Origin of the sequence: Vibrio sp. SCSIO 43097, from assembly GCF_023650755.1 — a bacterium.
Classification (GTDB): domain Bacteria; phylum Pseudomonadota; class Gammaproteobacteria; order Enterobacterales; family Vibrionaceae; genus Vibrio; species Vibrio alginolyticus.
Map to the genome: position 1 here is coordinate 1,471,515 of NZ_CP071840.1, position 18,343 is coordinate 1,489,857.

The following is an 18,343-nucleotide window of genomic DNA, read 5'->3' on the forward strand; positions in this document are numbered from 1 at the left end:
GGCGTGTTGGCTACTTCTTAACAGGGGCGAGAGGATGATATGTCGAAAGTAACATTGAAAGGCTTTATTTTAGTTCCGGAAAAGGATCTAGAATTAGTAAAACATGCGTTAATAACTCACAAAAGGCTCACGTTAGAAGAGCCGGGCTGCCTTACTTTTCTTGTGACTCAAAGCTCGACTAATCCGTTTCGTTTTGATGTCTATGAGGAGTTCGTCGACAAAGCCTCTTTTAAGCAACATCAGGAAAGAGTTCAAGCCTCACATTGGGGAAAAGTAACTGCCAATGTTAAACGTCAATACGAAATCTTTGAATGTGTGCATGACTAATAGAATCGGAGTGATTTAGAGCGTTTACACTTTGCTTTTCATGTTGCTCTACGCTCTACTATGTTGCTTTATTCAGCTATTCACCTGGCTTAGTGTTCTTAATACTTTGCCGTATTAAATCTAGAAATTTTAATGGAAGTGTTATGTTTAGAGTTGTGTATGAATGGCGTGTGCCAAGTGAAAAAATGGATGAGTTTCAAAATATATGGCGTTCGACGACAGATTCAATTCATCAGTCAGTAGAAGGGGCGCTTGGTAGTTTTATGCTTCGTTCTTACGATGTACCGGAAAAGGTTTTAACTATTGCCAAGTGGCGAACACGTGAAGACTGGGAGCGGTTTTGGGGAACTAGTAACCCAGAAAAAATGAAGAAGATGAGTGAAATTGCAGAGCGTATTTCAGTTGAACCATTCGATGAAATTGAAGATAGAACTAAGTAGGGCAATAGAAACGTTAAAGTGATGCCTAATGAACAGTTTGGCGGACAATATGAAAGACAACCTTAACCAAGGAATAGGGTTATGCAGATTTTAATCGTTGGAGGTAGTAAAGGGCTAGGAAGGTTCTTGGCTACGAACTTACAGGGTACAGAAATTTATGCGATTTCTAGATCAAAGCTAGTTGAGGGGGGAGTCGCCTCTGTTTGTATTGACGTTGATCCCGGTAAAAAACCAGATTATACGTGCTTCAAAGGTGTAGAGTTTGACATCATCGTTTATTTGGCGTCCATGTGGGGAGAGTCTTCAGAATTGACAACAAACGAACTGATTGAGTTTATGAATGTTGGCCCGATTGGGTATCTTAATTTAGTCAATGAGCTTAACGCTTTAGGTTCACTTAACGATAAATGCAATATTGTATCTATTGGCTCTACAGCAGAGCTTTCAGAAAGTAGTGAATACCCTGCATTCGCCCTCAGTAAAAGATTACTCAAAGATATTTCTAGCCAGCTGCAAAACGTTTATCGTGATTACCGCTTTACTCACTTTACAATAGGTGGGATCGGGCATGCTGAAGAGGAACGTATTGAGTATTCGAGTGTTTTGGAGATTATAAATATGCTAACCAAGCTTGATCCAAACACATACCTTTCAAATATGCATATAAAGTCCAAGCTAGGAATGTAGCTCTCAAGCTGTATTGCGTACCTGCTTCTATGGTTTGGCATCATGTGCATTCTTTTTATTGAGCTATGGTTATAACTCCAATGAAAGGAGTTTACTTATGTCATACATTGATGGGTTTGTCGCTGCAGTGCCGACAGCGAATAAAGAAAAGTATATCGCACACGCAAAAATAGCAGCAGAAATGTTCAGGGAGTTTGGGGCCTTAAAGGTTGTTGAGACGTGGGGGAGTGAAGTACCAGATGGTGAGATCACATCATTTCCCATGGCAGTTAACGCTGAAAGCAACGAAACCGTTGTGTTTTCGTGGGTAGTCTGGCCTTCAAAAGAAGTTCGGGACTCAGGGTGGCAGCGGATCATGGGTGATCCTCGAATGAGTCCAGACAATAACCCAATGCCCTTTGATGGAAAGCGTCTCATTTATGGCGGATTTGATGTTATTTTGGAGCAGTAAAATACCAAAGAATCTCAACTCGATTCGTGACACTTGGTGTTTTAATCAGTATTACGCTTCTGATGTACGTTCAATAGAGTATTCCGCGATAAGTGTTGATAAAACTCCACTTGGAGGCTTAGAGTAAAAATGGAAGAGATAAATTATTCACTGATTGTCGTATCAGCTATCGCTGCCATCGCTAGCCCCGGACCTGCAACTCTTGCGATAGCAGGCACGTCAATGAACCACGGTCGGCGCTTTGGTGGGTATTTGGCTGCAGGTGTTTTAACGGGGTCTTTATTTTGGTCAACCTCAGCCGCTTTTGGTCTCGCAACCATACTCTATAGCAATGTTTGGCTTTTTGAAATTCTTAGATATTGTGGGGCATTTTATCTTTTATATTTGGCTTTAAAGTCCGTACATTCTGCCTGCAACATCGAGCAGCTAAAGTTACCCAAAACATACGTAACGACAGAGAAGGGTAACTACTTAACCGGAGTGTTAATTCACTTAACTAACCCAAAGGCTATTCTGTTTTTTGGTGCGCTTTATTCGATAGGGGTTCCTCCTACGGCCAGTCCGTTGGAATTGTTGTCGGTCATTTTTGTTGTAGGGCTGGTTAGTGCTTTGGTTTTCTTTGGCTATGCTTTTCTTTTCGCGTATAAAAAGGTCAGGCAAACCTATCTCAGATCCAAAGCAGTTTTTGAAGGCGTGTTCGCGTTATTTTTTGGTGTAGCAAGTATTAAGTTGCTGCTTAGTGAGGCAGGAAAATGAAGCAAAAAAGGCTTGAAGAAATAAGAATAGATAATCTATCTGATTTGACGGTCTATTAAGTATACTAAGTAGCCGATTTGTTAACTTCCATAAGAGCTGCTGGCTAGAAAAAGCTTACAACCAAACGATGCTAAATATTATCATTCAAAGGGCTAACAAAGGCCCATAATTTAATTCGTATCACTGTTCATGATTGTGCTCTTCGCGCAGTGCTGTAGTATTAGTAACGTGTTGTTAATACTAAATATAACCAATTGAAACCTGGACGTTGCATTACTTGTAGTTCGATGAAATGTTATCCCGCAAGACGTTAATTTGGAGAAAAGAATGGATTCAAACTCACTATTATTATTTGTTGTCGCTTGTCTCGCTATCAACATGATTCCTGGACCTGATGTAATTTATATTGTTTCCAATACAATGAAAGGTAAATTATCTGCTGGGCTGAAAGCGGCTCTGGGGCTTGGTGTAGGTTACTTTTTTCATACACTAGCGGCATGTTTAGGTTTGTCAGCAATAATTCTGAGTTCATCTTTGGCTTTTAGCGTTGTTAAATGGTTAGGGGCCGCTTACCTAGTTTATTTAGGTGTTCAGTCATTACTGTCCATGTGGCGTGGAGAAAATAAAATCGTTGAAAACAAAAATGTTGATAATAATAAAAATGTGTTTGTTCAGGGAGTTATCGTCAGCGTCTTGAATCCAAAAGTAGCGCTATTCTTTCTCTCGTTTCTGCCTCAATTTATTGATACGTCTGCAAGCTCAACATCAATGCAATTATTAGTACTTGGCTTGCTGTTCAGCGTACTTGCGACGACATGTAACGTTTTGTACGCCTCTGTGGGTAATTGGGTATTTAGTCGTCCACACTCTCAGCGTTATTCAAGAACTCTTGAAGGTGTTTCAGGTATTCTACTTATCAGTCTAGCGAGTAAAGTGGCATTTAGTGATCGTTAGATACAGGGCATTTTATTCTCGTGATTATTATATGGCTAATGTTTGCTCAATCTATACGCTAAATGAGTGCTATTGCATAGGTTGAATCACAAATTTCAAAAATACCAATAAGTGAACGTATTTATTTATAGTATGGTTGGCGCGATTTTATCGTAGCTAGGTTAATAACATGAAAAATAAAGTAATTCTGTGTTCCGCATTCCTTTTGGGTTTGTCAGGTTGTGCTTCTGTTCCTACTGTTGATTCGACAGTATCAAATCAAATGAAATCATTTGAAGCACCTCAAAAGGGGAACGCAGGGATTTACATTTACCGAGAAGATGCTTTTGTCGGAGCAGCACTTAAAAAGTATGTTTACGTCGATGGGGAATGTATTGGTGAAACCGCTCCTGGTGTATTCTTCTACCATGAGGTCGAAGGCAATAAAGAACATCAAGTAAGTACAGAGTCTGAGTTTTCTGAAAATCACTTAACTATCTTAACGGAAGAGGGCCGTAATTATTTCGTTAATCAATACATTAAAATGGGTGTATTTGTTGGTGGTGCGGGCGTAGAACTCGTAGACGAAAGCAAAGGTAAAGCAGAAGTACTAAAAGTCGACATGGCAGAAAAAGGAAACTGTTCTTCGATCTAGTTTTACAAACAGACCGCTTTTTAGATTAAAAAACACATTATCAATGTAACCCAACGCTTGATGAGATCCATTCAGCGTTGGGTTTTGTATTTTTGGCAAACAGTATACCTATTTCAGACCGCATGATTTGCCACCTCCTAGCTTGAGCCCACTTATTGTTCAAAGAATCGACTTGTGAAACGTGAATTTTCGAGAGGATTTCGTAGGGAGCAATCCTACAAACGCGATTAACAGATATGCCATTCCATCATTAACCTTGTCGAGTGTATTGCTAAACTAGGTAGCGGTGTGTCTCCTCTCATTAAACAAATAATAGGTATATCAGTTTTAGCTTCTATGCCTTTACATCATGCACTCGGAGCGCAATTTAAAATCAAAGGGCTAACACCAATATTAGAGAAAAATCTTGAAAGTCACCTTACACCACTAACGAAACTCTCTGTTTCAAACATTACCTCAAATCGACTAACGCAGATGGTTAATAATGCGTTAAACCCTTATGGCTACTATCATTCCGAGCTCAATGTTCGGAGATCAGAGAATGATCTCATCACGCTTGAGGTTGACGCGGGGGAGGTTATGTTGGTCAAAAAATCTAATATTGCTGTGTCGGGAGAGGCCAGTAACGATCAAGATTTCATCGAACTAATTAATCAAGCTCAACTTAAACAAGGGCAGCCGTTGCTTCATTCTGAGTACGATACGCTAAAGCGAAACTTGATTTCATTGGCTCAGCAAAAAGGTTACTTGGATGGACGTTTTATCGAATCGTCTTTGGAAGTCATTCCAAGTTTGAATCAAGCCCATGTGAATCTGCATTTCTCTAGTGGTTCTCGTTACCAATTTGGAGAGCTGTCTGTCCTTACGTCGGGTATTGAAACGGCTCGAATAGAAGCGATGAGAACATTTGAGCGGGGCGACGATTTTGATACTTTGAAATTGAGTCAATATCAGGCCGATCTCTCCAGTACTGATTGGTTTCGTAGTGTGATTGTGAAAGCGGATTTCGAGGAGGTATTCGATGGCTATAAGGTGCCGATAGAAGTACTCGCAGAGCCGAATTCACGCAATATTGTGCAAGTCGGTGGAGGTTATTCGACAGACTTGGGGTTGCGCGCTTCGCTAAACTGGACCAAGCCTTGGTATAACGCACGTGGACACAGTTTTGAGGCACAAGCGTACGCTTCCAAACCGGAACAATCCCTATTACTTGGTTACAAAATTCCCACCCAAAATGTTCTAACGGATTACTACGGGATTCAGTTTGAATCTAAGCATGTCGACTATCGAGACACATCGAGTTTTTCTAATGATTTATCGTTTGAAAAACACTGGCAGTTAGACAGTGATTGGCAAAGCACCATGCACGTTCGTTATTTGCAAGAAAGTTATCAACAAGCGTCGGAGAATAACGAATCACAGTTGTTATTACCGGGGGTGACATTTTCACTGCTTGATCGCAAGAACGATCAATTAGAAGTAAAGCACCGTCACGTCTACTCATTGGAATACTCAGACCCTAATTTTTTCTCCGATTCTCGTTTGCTGCGTGTTGAGGGCAATAGTGTTCTGTCATGGGATATTAGTGAAAAACACAAGTTTCACTTTCGTTATAATGTCGGTATTAATGTCGCTGACACTTTGAGCGATATTCCATCCTCGTTACGCTTCTTTGCGGGAGGTGATGGCAATCTTCGTGGTTATGGTTATGAGTCTATCTCTCCTAGAGATGAGAATGGCGATTTAACGGGTGCCCGTTACATGTTTACTGCTGGGCTGGAATATCAATATCAGGTCTACCGCCAATTGTGGCTTGGGGCATTTTATGATGTTGGTGATGCCTTCAACGATAAGGTGGATTGGAAAAGTGGTACAGGTTTGAGTTTGATATGGAATTCAAAATACGTGCCCGTCAAAGTGGATTTTGCTTACGGTTTAGATGCTCCTCAAGGAGACCAATTCCGCGTTCACTTTTCGCTCGGAACGCAGTTTTAGCGGGGATTAAAAAGGCTCTCATCCTTGCAGATAGAGAGCCTTTTTAAGTCTTGATTGTTTAGAGTTCGAACTCACCATTCAGTCTCTTGAATATCCAGTTAGGTGCCTTATGCCATCCACCATAGTTTGGATTCTTAGTATGGATCTCATTCATTGATTGCCACTGAGTTTGGCCTTGTCTATCTCGAGATACTCGCCAAAACAGTTCATCTTGTTGTCGAGTTAAGTAGTGCATGACATGTTCTGCAAAAGCTTCGCTTTGGACCAACACACCAAATTCCACATTGAGGAAGTCCGATCTTGGGTCGAAGTTTGATGAGCCGATATAAGTCAGCCGCTCATCGAGTATCACCGTCTTGTTGTGATAATAAGTATCCGCGTGGAAGTAATGGTCGTCATTTTTCGCTTGGTTTTTGTACTCAAGTATATGAACGCCCTTATCCAACAGGGTTTGGCGGTGCTCCTCGTAATAAGCCGGAATAAAGCCAGAATCATTAGATGCAGACGAGTTCGTCATTAACGTGATGTCCGCTTTTTGCTCCATCAAGGTATCAATAAAGGTAAATTCACCATCACTTGGTACCACATAAGGCGTTGATATCACGGCTTTAGACGCAGTGGCTATTTGTTGCCAAACTTGGTGTTCTGCATGTTTTCTAAAGTAGGGTTTGTTGTTTTCTAACTTGTCTAATGAGTCGAAAACGGGGGTGACTTGCGCAGCAATGAAGTCGGGACTGGTCAGGTGTTTAACCTGTTTTTCAACTTCCGCCTGAATGGTGCTTTTGTCTTTCTCACCTTTATTAAGCGCTTTAGTAAACGCGGAATAGTTTGGGGTAACGTTAACGATGTTTTCTATTGGCGTGACATGCTCGCTGTCCCAAAGTTGTTGGTAGTTCTGGTCGAACGCTCGAATAATGCTGCCTTTGAACAAGACATCCATATCAAAGAAGTTGGCTTTACGGCTGTAACCAAAATAGTCGTCGCCAATGTTGCGTCCACCTAGAATCATCCATTGATGGTCGACGTTGAAGTACTTCTCGTGCAGACGATTATCCAAACGTTGTTGGTGAGTAGAGAAGTTGACGGCGCGACCAATCCAACCTGACTTACGTGAATCAAACGGATTGAATAAACGGATTTGAATGTTGTCGTGAGCGCTGAGATCAGCAAGCCATTTCTCGTTAAACACTAATAAGTCATCGAGAGTGAGTCGAACTTGCACACCTCGATCTGCTGCTTGTTTGAGTTCATTGAGTAGCATCAAACCAAGCGTGTCACTCTCCCAAGAAAAGTAAGTCATATCGATGCTTTGCTGAGCGTTTCTTACCAGTTCAACACGACGAGCAAAGGCTTCTGGAGCGGTAGGAATTAAGTAAACTTCGGATTGATGCTGAGTAGTTTGCCAATTGGCTTCAAAATCCGGTTCAACTTGAGGGTAGGGCTGGGCACAGCCAACCAACAGCGCGCCGAAGATAAAGAGTAGCAGAGCACGAAGGGCGTTAGGAAACATGAGTAAACCTTCCTAATTATGTTCAAGGAATAAGGATGAAAAAAGCCAGCGAACTGGCTTTTAGGTATTCGGTAACGAGTTTTTAGTGGCTGAGGATGAAGTTACATGTGGCTAAGAATTAACCCAAGTTCCTCGAGACCGTTGAGGCGACCTTGGCGCAGTTTTGGATCGATGCCTGAGTGATGAGCATTGTCCCAGTCTTGTGTGGATTGAATACCGCCATCGTTATCGATCAGCAATACTCGATCAGTCGCACTGTTGTATTGGAAGTCTTCAAATAAACGTTCGCTAAACCACATACGAGAGAGCTTGTTCATCATTGCTTTGTCTTTGCTACCTGGACGAACACTTGAACCATCAAGCTTTAATGTCTTGTTAAACACAAATGGTAATTCTGATGCATTACAAGCGCCCACAATACAACTGATGCTTTTGAGTAAATCACCAACGTCGAGATCGCCATTTTCACCTTTGGTATTGTAAGTCCATACGTTGAATCCAGGTGTGTAGTCAAAGTAGTAGAAGCTTGGCGTTGCTCCTGTTGTTTCTTCAGTTGAAACCTTATGACGGTTTGGACCCGTGAAGAGCAAGTCATGTAACGCGGTCTTGAATTGCTGCATGTTTTTGGACGCGCCATTCAGTTCACTTTCATCGTTAGGGAAGAAGTCAGCCAGAGCAAGTAACTCCGTGGTTGAATCGGAGTTCCCCAAACCGAAGAACAACTTAGTCATCGCCTCATAAGCGGTGCTAGGTAGCAGTTCCAATAAGTCAGAAAGATCGAGTTCAATTGAAGCTGAATCGTTGAGTAATGAACGATATTCGGTGCGTAAACGGTTTAAGTTCGTTTCCGATTCTAGCCACTCCACCATGTATTCGACGATTAAGTTTTCGTCACCACTTTCAATGATTTCTGGCGCTTCTTGGCTCAAGATTTCAATAATAGTTGGGATCAAAAATGTCAGGCTCGGCAGCATGCCCAGAGTATTGCTTTCTGCACTGTTTGAGCCAATTACCGTCGGTACGATCCATTCACTCTCAATCGCTTGTTCAGTAAAGTGATAGCCTGGTACTTCTTTCACTAGAAACGCTGGTGGGCGATGCTCGATGTAAGGCGCAAATGGCATCAACGTAGATAATGGGCTGTTGTCGCGTGTTGGACTGATAACCGGAATATTCGCGGCGGTCAGTACCCAGTTCTTAAGACGTTGAATCGGATCAAGCATCTCGCTCTGTACCTTCATGATCTCTTCAAGTGGTAGTAACGCAAGATCTTCAACGCTTTGCTCTAGTCTTTGGCTCTTGGCAACATCGTAACTTTTATATTCAAAGCCGTAAGCGTTGCTTTGCATGATGGCACGTTGAAAGTGCTCACCTGCGATTGCCGCATCGCCTTTTGATTGCTGTAAAATTCCCACCGACATGGCACCCGCACCTTGACCCATGAGTGTCACGTTTTGCGGATTGCCGCCGAATGCCTCTATGTTTTGTTGAACCCATTCAAGCGCGTGTTTTTGATCGCCTAGGCCAAAGTTACCGCCCTCTGGGTTGTCCAAACCATCGACCCAAACACTGCCCAACAAGCCCAAGCGATAGTTAAAAGTAACTGCAATAAACGGGTTACCATCGTCAGCACCTTGTGCAACCACCATATCACCATGAATCAGCGGTTCTGAGCCCGAGCCGTATTCAAAGTCTCCACCGTGAATAAAGACATACACTGGCAAATCTGCGTACGCTTCTGTCCCTGCTGGTCGCCAAATGTTTAGGTTCAAACAATCTTCTGATTGCGTTTGTGCCGTGGTTTTTAACTGCGGGCACGCATCACCGAACTGAGTCGCATCAATATCGCCTTCAAGTGGGACCGCAATGCTGTGCTGAAAGCGGTCTGCTTGCGCAAATTGGATACCTTTGAACGCCTCTACCGCTGCCAGTTTTTCATCCGCATCAAGAGGCGTGATGACAAGGGACTCTTTGGTCGCTTGAATGGTTGCATCGCCAATTTCCAAAGCGATTTGCTCTGGTGGTAAGGGTTGTAGTGGCTTCGGGCCGTTAGGAACGCTAGGTTTACCAGAGTCATCACTGCAAGCTGCTAAGGCAAGAGTGATGGTAATGGCTAAAGTTGAGCGATTGAGTAAAGTCATTTGGTGCGTACACCGAAAATGTTAAACGGCATCTAACAAGCGACGTCCTGACGCTTTGGCATTAATCCGTGAATGGTTGGATGGCTTGTTGTATTGATGGCTCAAATGGTAGGACATCGGCGACAGTTTCAGTAATCGCCTTTGTAGGATGCAGTCCTACCATCGTATAGGGGCGGGCTCTTTCTGAGAGCTAGAAACGGTAACCAAGATTTAAGGTCACTGACTCTCGAGTTTCCCCTTTGTTATAGAGAAAGGTCAGGTTGTAGTTTTTGCCGATTTGCTTATTGAAACCAGTCAAAAACGCCCATTGATTAAGATCTACACCAATGTCGTAATCGAATTCGATATCACCACTTTTTACATGCCCGTCCATTCGAGCGTCCAGTCCTTGATATTCTGCTCCGACAAAGAACTGCGTGCGATAATCGACAAGTTGATAACCCAACATCGGCTGTACAGTAACAATACCATCGCCCCAATCATCTAAGCCCTTTAAGCGAGTTTGCGAATAGGTACCAGTGACAGAAGCAAAGAATTCTTTATAGCCAACCGAAAGGGTTGTACCTAAACCACGAAGGTCATATTCCAAATGCAGCGGCACGTCTAAGCGTCCGCGACTACAAAGTGCAGATAAACCATCGCAAAACTTATCACCTAATCCTGGCAGTTTATCGTTCAGCTTATCTTTTATGTACTGGCCACCTTCGCCTGTGTATCCCGCATCCACGTTCGCATCGACATTGATTTTGCCGACGTAACCAAACACGTTCCAAAAAGGGAGGATGTTCACATCACCACGAACACTGAAACTCTCTGCGTTCACAATCCCGACGGTGTCTTCTGGGTCGAATAGGTCGTTTAGACGCACGCCATCAATAGTGAAGTCATTGAATGGGATGTTCATATCTTGGTTACGGTAAGCCATTGATACACCAAACGGCAGCGGTAAATCGATGCCTTGTCGACGCACCATATCGCCCATTAATGGGAAGATACGATCAAGTTTTACACTGGCTTCTTGCATGCGTGGGTCAGAAACTTCGTTCAAGCGCTTCTCATCCAACACTTGCACACCAATGTCATCCTCATAGATGGCAACAGGTTTAAGAGTGCTGACCATTTTCAGTGGTTTGTTTTTGCTTGAGCCAACAATTTCAGTGTGTTTGCTCGCAATCACAAGTTTGCCAGAATCCAACTTTTGAAAGCGGATCTCTTGATGGTACGTATCTACCTTGTATTTGTGGTGTGTGAACGGCTTTTCGTTAGTGATGACCATGCGTTTTGGTTCACCGTTAACGAGTTCGATATCGACGCTTAAGAAACGGAAATAGGCGATGTCTTGTGGAAGCCCGTATTTTGAGTAGTTGAAGCTGACAATGACATTACCGTTTTGATCTTCTTTTGCTTGTACCGATGAAGAGTCAAAGCTCTCTGCGTAATTACGGAGACGATATTCTGTGCGTGTGAAGGCTTCGATTTCATCGAGTACTTTTTCGTTCTTATCCAACTCTTCAGGGTTGTACTTGATGCGTAGATCGATATTGCCCTTGCTGTCGGTGTTTTTTACAAGGAACACCGAAGAATCACGGACCTCGTTGCCGATTTGAACGGTTCGGTGAGCATGCTCTACCAAGTGCTCGCCTTGTACTAGAGAACTGATGGCCAGTTTCGGTAGATCATGGCTGATACCGTATTTGTCGAAGAGCTGGCGACCTTGTTCCATTACTTCGTTGTAAGTTGTCTCTTCTGCGGCGAAGCTAAAAGTGGGGGTAGTAAGCATTAGTGCGCTCACTAGCACAGTAACAGAAGATGTCTTGCTAGCGCGTATTTCAAAAAAACTCATGACGATTTCCACTCTGAATAGCCTCAAACCTTCGAGACTCAGACAGTTAATGTGTCACTGAACTTCTTGTTCAGTTAGATAGATGTGTTTGCTGTGATTGATGTTGTGAATGCAGTGTTTTTAATTGCATTTCGTAAATCAATGAGAGGATTTTATGGTGGGTAGAGAAATCCCGTTAATCGCTTTTGATGGATACTATCCTCGCTTTATGGGTGAGGTAGGAATAGGGCAGCGAACAAAGCAAAAAGCCCCGCAGAGCAAAAGCAATGCAGGGCTTTAGTTTCAAGAACGGAGGTGACGCTTAGGCCGTGACGCGAACACGGAACAGATCGGTAAACAACTTGGCAATCATCAAAATGATCATAATGTTTACCAGCATCAGCAAGGGCGTTTCAATTCGATACGCTGGGGTTAAATTGAGCGCTCCTGATGTCAAGACAACCAATAAGTTAATACCTAGAATTCTGTGTACCATCAGTTTTGGTGTGGAAAAGACTTTCCAAATTACGATGATGTTGATGAAGTAGAATAGCCCAAGCTGCCAAAGCTCGGTCATCATTGGCATTAGGAAAATGTATTGCAATAGAATCACCGTGCCAGTGCCTATCACACCAAAAAATGCATCTTTAATAATGCTTGGTGGCATAGTAGGAACGATTGAAGAGAACACGCCTGCTAGCATCGGAAAAATGAAACCTCCGGGTACGGGCAGATAAATCCAGATCAACAAAGAAGTGACGAACATGGATACACCTTGCAATACCTTTCTGCCGTCTTCATTCAAATGCTGGATAAACGTTCGATGCTCGTGATGCCAAACCGTGTTTTTCTCTCTTTGCATGACATAAGCAACGTGACCAATGAGCGACGTACTTGGATTTTTAATATCAAAGCTTTGCAGTTGCTGCGTTAGTGTTGGCCAATCGATCTCACGACTTTGCGATTTATCTGCTTGTTCTAGCAATCGGTCTTGGATTTGTGCCATCTCATTTAAACGCGCACGCCATAGCTGACGATGTTCTTTCAAGTGGTAGCTGCCAGTAAGTGGTAAGCCGACCAGTTGGAATAACTTTTCTATGTTGGCGGTGTTGGTCTCAAGAGCTTCAGTATCTATATCATTGGGCGATTTCATAGCGTTAAGCATCGCCTCTCTGCTGGCCTCAAAACGTTGAATGAAGTTTTGTTCTGTACTGACTGGCCAAACTAATCGGTACACAACAGAAAACGTGATCACACCAAGAATCGTCTCTTGCATGCGAAGAACAGCGAAGTGGAACGTTGCTTGACTATCAAATCCTCCCATACATGCGATGATGGAGCACACAGCAAAACCGATAGAGAACACATAACCATACTTTTCGTCGCTCGACATAAAAATGCACGCACCTAAAAACAAGGTGAAGAAGGTGAGAAACAAAAAGCGATCTTGAGAAAACGTCGTGATGAGGAAAAAGGCATAACCGATGCCAAGGAGGGTTCCTAATAAGCGATTATGACCTTTGTTTATTGAGTGAGCGAAGCTTTCATTTAATGCCATTACCGCGACTGCGATCGCTGCCCAATACGGTTTCTCCCATTGAAACCATAAGGCAAGGCAGATCGCGATAACGATAGACAGCGCAGCTTTGATTGCTTCTTTGGTTGAGGCATTAAACATACATTCCACCGCATTATTGTTTGATGATTTTGATAGAGGCCGTCATACCAACACGTAGTTGAAAATCTTTCGGTAAGTGATCTAATTTAACTTTAATTGGAATGCGTTGAGCTAAGCGTATCCACTGAAAGTTAGGGTTCACATTGGGCAAAAGATCGTTACCAGTACTACCATCTTGCTTCGCAATGCCGTAGCCAATGCTTTTGATTTTGCCTTCAAGCACAGCTTCATTGTGCATCAGTAAGGTCACGTAGGCTTTATCTTGTGGATCAACCCCAACTAAATCCGTTTCTTTGAAATATCCTTCGATCCAAAAGCTGTCTTCATCAATTAAAGCCACGACTGGGGAGTTAGCGACGACTTGAGAGCCGACACGTAAGTTCAAATTAGTGATATAACCATTCGTTGGTGCATAAACTTTTGTGTAATCAAGGTTTAGCTTGGCTTCTTCAACATTGGCTTTCGCGAGCTCTACGTTGGCAACGGCTGTCTCCACCGCATTGTCTAGGTTATTCAATGTCAGTACAGGTACAGCGCCAGGTGTGCGCTTTTCTAACTTAAGTGCTCGCTGCTCTTCATTTTTGGCCTTTGCTAGTAATGCAATGGCTTGCTTTTGAGCTGCTAGCGCTTTGTGGTACGCCGCTTTATAGATGCTTGGGTCAATCTCAAACAGCAAATCGCCTTGTTTCACTTGCGAATTGTCTTCAACGTAGACTTGGATGATTTGTCCTGTCACGCGGGGGGTTATAGAAACGATGTGCGCGCTAACTTGGCCATCTCTAGTCCATGGGTTGTCAGTGTATGATTGGTAGTAGCTGAAAATCACGGTGCCAGCTGAACACAGTAGTAGCAGTGTGATGAGATAACGTTTTATCACGGAATTTGCCTCAAAATATGGTAATGAATCGACCAATAACGCCAGTAAAAATCACAATTAGGCTTAGCTCAGCGAGCGCGGGAAATGCAACGTATTTGTGGAGTCCCAGTTTTGTTGCAACGGTTCCAACCAAAATGGTGAGCATGTAAGCCAATGCAATAACCAGCAACAAGGGAGGGAAGTAAACTTCGCCCCACACAAGTTCATGTGGCATTGAGTTCATGGTGTTTTTCTCTATTAACTTGATGAATGTAAAGATAAGGCAAGTGATGGCATCCGTGATAATCGCTTTTGTAGGATCTAATCCATCAAGAGAAAGGTGTCATGCGCTATATAGAGGGAATAGCGCAACAAAGTAGCTTTTTTGGACAGTGAACATAAAAATAAATTTATTTTCCAATTTATTTGATGCTCATTTAAGACCACTAAGTTATTAAATTTTCGACAATTATTGTTCAATGTTTGCGTTTGAATATGCGAAGTGATGGTTTCATCCTTCAAATGGGATTACGAGTTGTGAGTTTTTGTTCCTAATATTCGCTTCGAAGCAAACGAGATGCTTTTTAAATTAAATAATCCAACAAATATGAGTGAAAGATTATTCGTTAGATTATTTGAGTTTTATATTTATTAGTAAGAGTAAAATTGTCATGGAAATTATTTCTAACCTTTTTGACATGGCACCATTTGTTGCTCTCTTTATTACGCTCTCTCTCGGTTATATGGTAGGTAAAATTACCATTGGTCGATTTGTTCTTGGCGGTGTTGCGGGAACATTATTAATGGGTGTAATTATTGGGCAATTTGGTGTTCATATTGATCCCGGCGTAAAAAGCATTTTCTTTGCGCTCTTTATTTACGCAGTAGGGTATCAAGGTGGTGCGCAGTTCTTTAAAGCATTGAACTTTAGAACCATCAACATTCTACTTTCTGCTGTAGTGATGACGGTTTCTGGCCTGCTTTGTGTACTAGCAGCAGCTTGGATGTTTGATCTAGACAGAGGTACGGCAGCTGGTCTTGCAGCTGGTGGTTTGACTCAATCGGCAATCATCGGTACAGCGGGTGATGCGATCGCACGTCTTGGTGGTGTGACAGAAGAAGCGAAACACCTAATGCAGACCAACGTCGCAGTCGGCTATGCAGTTACGTACATCTTTGGTTCGCTTGGTCCAATTCTTATGGTGACATGGGTATTCCCAACACTGATGAAGTGGGATATCCGAGCAGAAGCGATTGCGCTAGAAGAGAAAAACTCAAATGGTAAGCGCGATCTTGCGCCGGGTGAATTCAACGCAGTAACCGCGCTGGTTACACGAGCATTTAAAGTGAGCAAAGATGGCGGGCTAGCAGGCAAAACCCTAGCTCAGTTAAACCAACACGCTCTAGCTGCTTGTATTGAATTGATTCAACGTGATGGCAAAGTGCTAGAAGTGGACAAATTCACAGCACTGAAAGAAGGGGATGTCATTGTTGTAACAGGTCGCCGTAATGCAGTACATCAGCTGCAAGATGGTTTGGCTGACAACGAGATTGCACTTCCATAAGGCTATGAAGTTATTGAAGAAAACCGTCAACTGATCGCAGACAACCGCAAACTGATTGGTAAGTCGCTGCAAGAGATTAAAGAGGCTTCGAACCAAGGCTCTATGCGCGGTATTTATGTGACGGATTACATTCGTGAAGGCAGCTCTATCGAAATGACGCCGGATCTTGTGGTGAAGAAAAACGACGTCATCCAGCTTACAGGTACCGCAAAAGATATCAATCGCGTTGAGAAAAACATTGGTCAGCGAATGGGCTCAGCAAACGTGACTGACTTAGTCGTGCTTGGTATGGGCATGGTGGTGGGTCTATTAATTGGTCTAATCAGTTTTAAGATTGCTGGTATTCCCGTCACTATCGGTTCTGGTGCAGGTTGTTTGATCTCAGGTTTGATTGTCGGTTGGTTGCGTAGCCGCAATCCGCATGTTGCTCAGTTTCCTGTGGGTGCCGCGAACTTTATTCGAGATTTCGGTTTGGCAGCATTTGTGGGCATTGTTGGCCTTGAGGCTGGGCCTCAAGCGGTCGACACCATCAAAGAACACGGTATGTCTCTGTTGTTCCTTGGTATGGCTGTGACCATTATTCCTCAGTTTATTTCGTTCTTTTTCTCATACTTTGTATTGAAGATTAAGAACCCAGTTGAAGCACTTGGTTGTGTTACAGGTGGACGAAGTGCGAACCCAGCATTCGCGGCTTTAATGGAAAAAACAGGTAACGCAACGCCAGTATTCTCATTCACCGTGACTTATGCTGTCGCCAATGTACTGCTCACCCTATGGGGTCCTATTATTGTCGGCATTATTACTTTAAACGCAGGCATGTAATTTAAATAAATTCGAACACTCTTATCGCCTAATTAAATAGGCGGTAGGGGAAGTATTATCCAAATTTCACTAAATAATAAATTCAGGTAAATATTATGACTACGCCAAATACAACAATTGATTTTTCAAAATTTGCAGATTTAAGCCCATTTGAATTAAAAGATAAACTTATTGAAGTGGCACAAACTGTTCCTGACCGCGCGTTATTAGATGCAGGTCGTGGTAATCCTAATTTTCTTGCGACACTACCACGTAAAGCGTTCATTCGTTTGGGTGAGTTCGCAATATTGGAAGCCGAGCGCACTTATTCATACCTAGATGGTGGTTTCGGTGGCATTCCAGATGGTGTGGGCATTGTTGAGCGCTTCGATACGTTTGCAAGCAAGAATAAACAAGACCAAGGCGTACAGTTCTTGGAAAAGTCGCTGAGCTACGCAAAAGACCGTTTGGGTCTAGAGAAACAGGCATTTTTGAATGAGCTGGTTAACGCATACCTTGCATGTAACTACCCAGTGCCACCACGTATGTTGACGAACATCGAAAGGGTTGTGAAGCAGTACATCGCAGAAGAGATGTACGGCCCGATGCCAATGACAACAGACTTCGATCTGTTTGCAACGGAAGGCGGCACAGCGTCTATGACGTACACGTTCCAAACTATGTTCAACAACGGTCTGTTGAAGAAAGGTGACAAGGTCGCGCTAATCACTCCAATCTTTACGCCGTACCTAGAAATTCCAGAACTGAGTGAATACGAACTGGAAATCGTTGAACTACGTTTGGATGAGACAACATGGCAGCTGCCGATGTCTGAAATCGAAAAGCTTGCAGATACAGACATCAAACTGCTTTGTGTCGTGAACCCAGCAAACCCAGCGTCTGTGAAGTTCTCGGATGAGACTCTGGATAACCTATCAAATTTTGTGAACAACGAACGCAGCGACCTGTTCATTGTGACTGACGATGTATACGGCACATTCGCGGACGACTTTGTCTCACTGTTCGCGAAACTGCCATACAACACGCTTTGTGTTTACTCGTTCTCGAAGTACTTCGGTGCAACAGGCTGGCGTTTAGGCTCGATTGCGATTCAACACAACAACGTGTTTGACGATGCAATGCGCAGCCTTCCTGAAGCGCGTCAACTTGAGTTGGACGATCGTTACAAAACACTGACTCCGGAACCTCGTGAGATTAAGTTTATTGACCGTATCGTAGCAGACAGCCGCAGCGTAGCGCTTAACCACACAGCAGGTTTGTCTCTTCCTCAACAAGTTCAAATGGCGCTGTTCTCTTTGAACTGCTTGATGGACTCGGAACAAAACTACAAAGAAGCATGTAAACGCATCATCCGCGAGCGTTACAAAACTCTGTACAAAAACATGGGTGTAGAAATTGAAGAAAACAAAGATCGTGTGGACTACTACACACTGCTTGAGCTCGACACTTTGGGCGGCAAATTGTACGGACCAGCCTTCGTTGAATGGTTCAAAGCGAGCGAGAAGGGCAAAGACTTCCTGTTCCGTCTTGCACATGAAACCGGCGTTATCCTACTTCCAGGCCAAGGCTTCGATGTAGTACACGCATCAGTTCGAGTTTCGTTAGCAAACCTTACTCATCACGAATACGAGCTTATCGGTCGTGCAACGCGCAAAGTGTTGGATGAGTACTTCGCTGAGTTCCAAGGCTAATTAATCCAGCCTGA

At 43.2% G+C, this 18,343-nt stretch carries 15 protein-coding genes and 1 pseudogene; 10 read left to right on the forward strand and 6 right to left on the reverse strand.

The features are described from left to right. The first annotated feature begins 39 nt into the window (after window positions 1-39). From J4N40_RS07705 to J4N40_RS07740, 8 genes are all read left to right on the forward strand, one after another. On the forward strand, window positions 40-327 hold the full coding sequence (locus J4N40_RS07705; protein WP_005377083.1) for a putative quinol monooxygenase: 288 nt from the start codon (window positions 40-42) through the stop codon (window positions 325-327). Between the two features lie 143 nt (window positions 328-470). Then, a complete protein-coding gene (locus J4N40_RS07710) occupies window positions 471-767 on the forward strand; it encodes an antibiotic biosynthesis monooxygenase family protein (RefSeq protein ID WP_033907479.1) in 297 nt (98 codons plus the stop codon). 81 nt (window positions 768-848) lie between these two features. After that, entirely contained in the window at window positions 849-1,454 is a 606-nt protein-coding gene (locus J4N40_RS07715; RefSeq protein ID WP_047102724.1) for a hypothetical protein, read from the forward strand. Between the two features lie 97 nt (window positions 1,455-1,551). After that, the gene (locus J4N40_RS07720; protein WP_017821465.1) at window positions 1,552-1,905 is read left to right on the forward strand and encodes a DUF1428 domain-containing protein; all 354 of its coding nucleotides are present in this window, start codon (window positions 1,552-1,554) and stop codon (window positions 1,903-1,905) included. A gap of 129 nt (window positions 1,906-2,034) precedes the next feature. Further along, window positions 2,035-2,661: a LysE family translocator gene (locus J4N40_RS07725; protein WP_064354013.1), complete on the forward strand. Its 627-nt coding sequence runs from the start codon at window positions 2,035-2,037 to the stop codon at window positions 2,659-2,661. Window positions 2,662-2,988: 327 nt separating this feature from the next. Beyond that, complete coding sequence (locus J4N40_RS07730; protein WP_006741500.1) at window positions 2,989-3,615, forward strand: LysE family translocator; 627 nt, start codon at window positions 2,989-2,991, stop codon at window positions 3,613-3,615. A 169-nt stretch (window positions 3,616-3,784) separates the two neighbouring features. Beyond that, on the forward strand, window positions 3,785-4,249 hold the full coding sequence (locus J4N40_RS07735) for a DUF2846 domain-containing protein (protein WP_005377099.1): 465 nt from the start codon (window positions 3,785-3,787) through the stop codon (window positions 4,247-4,249). Between the two features lie 336 nt (window positions 4,250-4,585). Then, complete coding sequence (locus tag J4N40_RS07740; protein WP_250654471.1) at window positions 4,586-6,244, forward strand: autotransporter assembly complex protein TamA; 1,659 nt, start codon at window positions 4,586-4,588, stop codon at window positions 6,242-6,244. 58 nt (window positions 6,245-6,302) lie between these two features. Here the strand turns inward: J4N40_RS07740 and J4N40_RS07745 are convergent, their stop codons facing one another. The 6 genes from J4N40_RS07745 to J4N40_RS07770 all read right to left on the reverse strand — a co-directional run bounded on the left by J4N40_RS07745 (window position 6,303) and on the right by J4N40_RS07770 (window position 14,495). Next, window positions 6,303-7,754: a phospholipase D family protein gene (locus tag J4N40_RS07745; protein ID WP_182039452.1), complete on the reverse strand. Its 1,452-nt coding sequence runs from the start codon at window positions 7,752-7,754 to the stop codon at window positions 6,303-6,305. Window positions 7,755-7,855: 101 nt separating this feature from the next. Next, the gene (locus tag J4N40_RS07750; protein WP_149192526.1) at window positions 7,856-9,895 is read right to left on the reverse strand and encodes a carboxylesterase family protein; all 2,040 of its coding nucleotides are present in this window, start codon (window positions 9,893-9,895) and stop codon (window positions 7,856-7,858) included. A 190-nt stretch (window positions 9,896-10,085) separates the two neighbouring features. Beyond that, window positions 10,086-11,738, reverse strand: coding sequence for a hypothetical protein (locus J4N40_RS07755; protein WP_025768097.1), 1,653 nt, complete (start codon window positions 11,736-11,738; stop codon window positions 10,086-10,088). Between the two features lie 301 nt (window positions 11,739-12,039). Next, complete coding sequence (locus J4N40_RS07760; protein ID WP_250654450.1) at window positions 12,040-13,395, reverse strand: FUSC family protein; 1,356 nt, start codon at window positions 13,393-13,395, stop codon at window positions 12,040-12,042. Window positions 13,396-13,408: 13 nt separating this feature from the next. After that, window positions 13,409-14,272 (reverse strand): HlyD family secretion protein, encoded by an 864-nt coding sequence (locus tag J4N40_RS07765; protein WP_213898654.1) that lies wholly within the window; start codon window positions 14,270-14,272, stop codon window positions 13,409-13,411. Between the two features lie 10 nt (window positions 14,273-14,282). Next, window positions 14,283-14,495, reverse strand: a complete 213-nt coding sequence (locus J4N40_RS07770) for a DUF1656 domain-containing protein (protein WP_005377106.1) — start codon at window positions 14,493-14,495, stop codon at window positions 14,283-14,285. Between the two features lie 427 nt (window positions 14,496-14,922). Here J4N40_RS07770 and aspT point away from each other — a divergent pair. Both aspT and J4N40_RS07780 read left to right on the forward strand, forming a co-directional pair. Next, a pseudogene (gene aspT, locus J4N40_RS07775) lies at window positions 14,923-16,638 on the forward strand (aspartate-alanine antiporter). Between the two features lie 95 nt (window positions 16,639-16,733). Then, window positions 16,734-18,329: a bifunctional aspartate transaminase/aspartate 4-decarboxylase gene (locus J4N40_RS07780; protein ID WP_213899519.1), complete on the forward strand. Its 1,596-nt coding sequence runs from the start codon at window positions 16,734-16,736 to the stop codon at window positions 18,327-18,329. The last annotated feature ends 14 nt before the right edge of the window (window positions 18,330-18,343 follow it).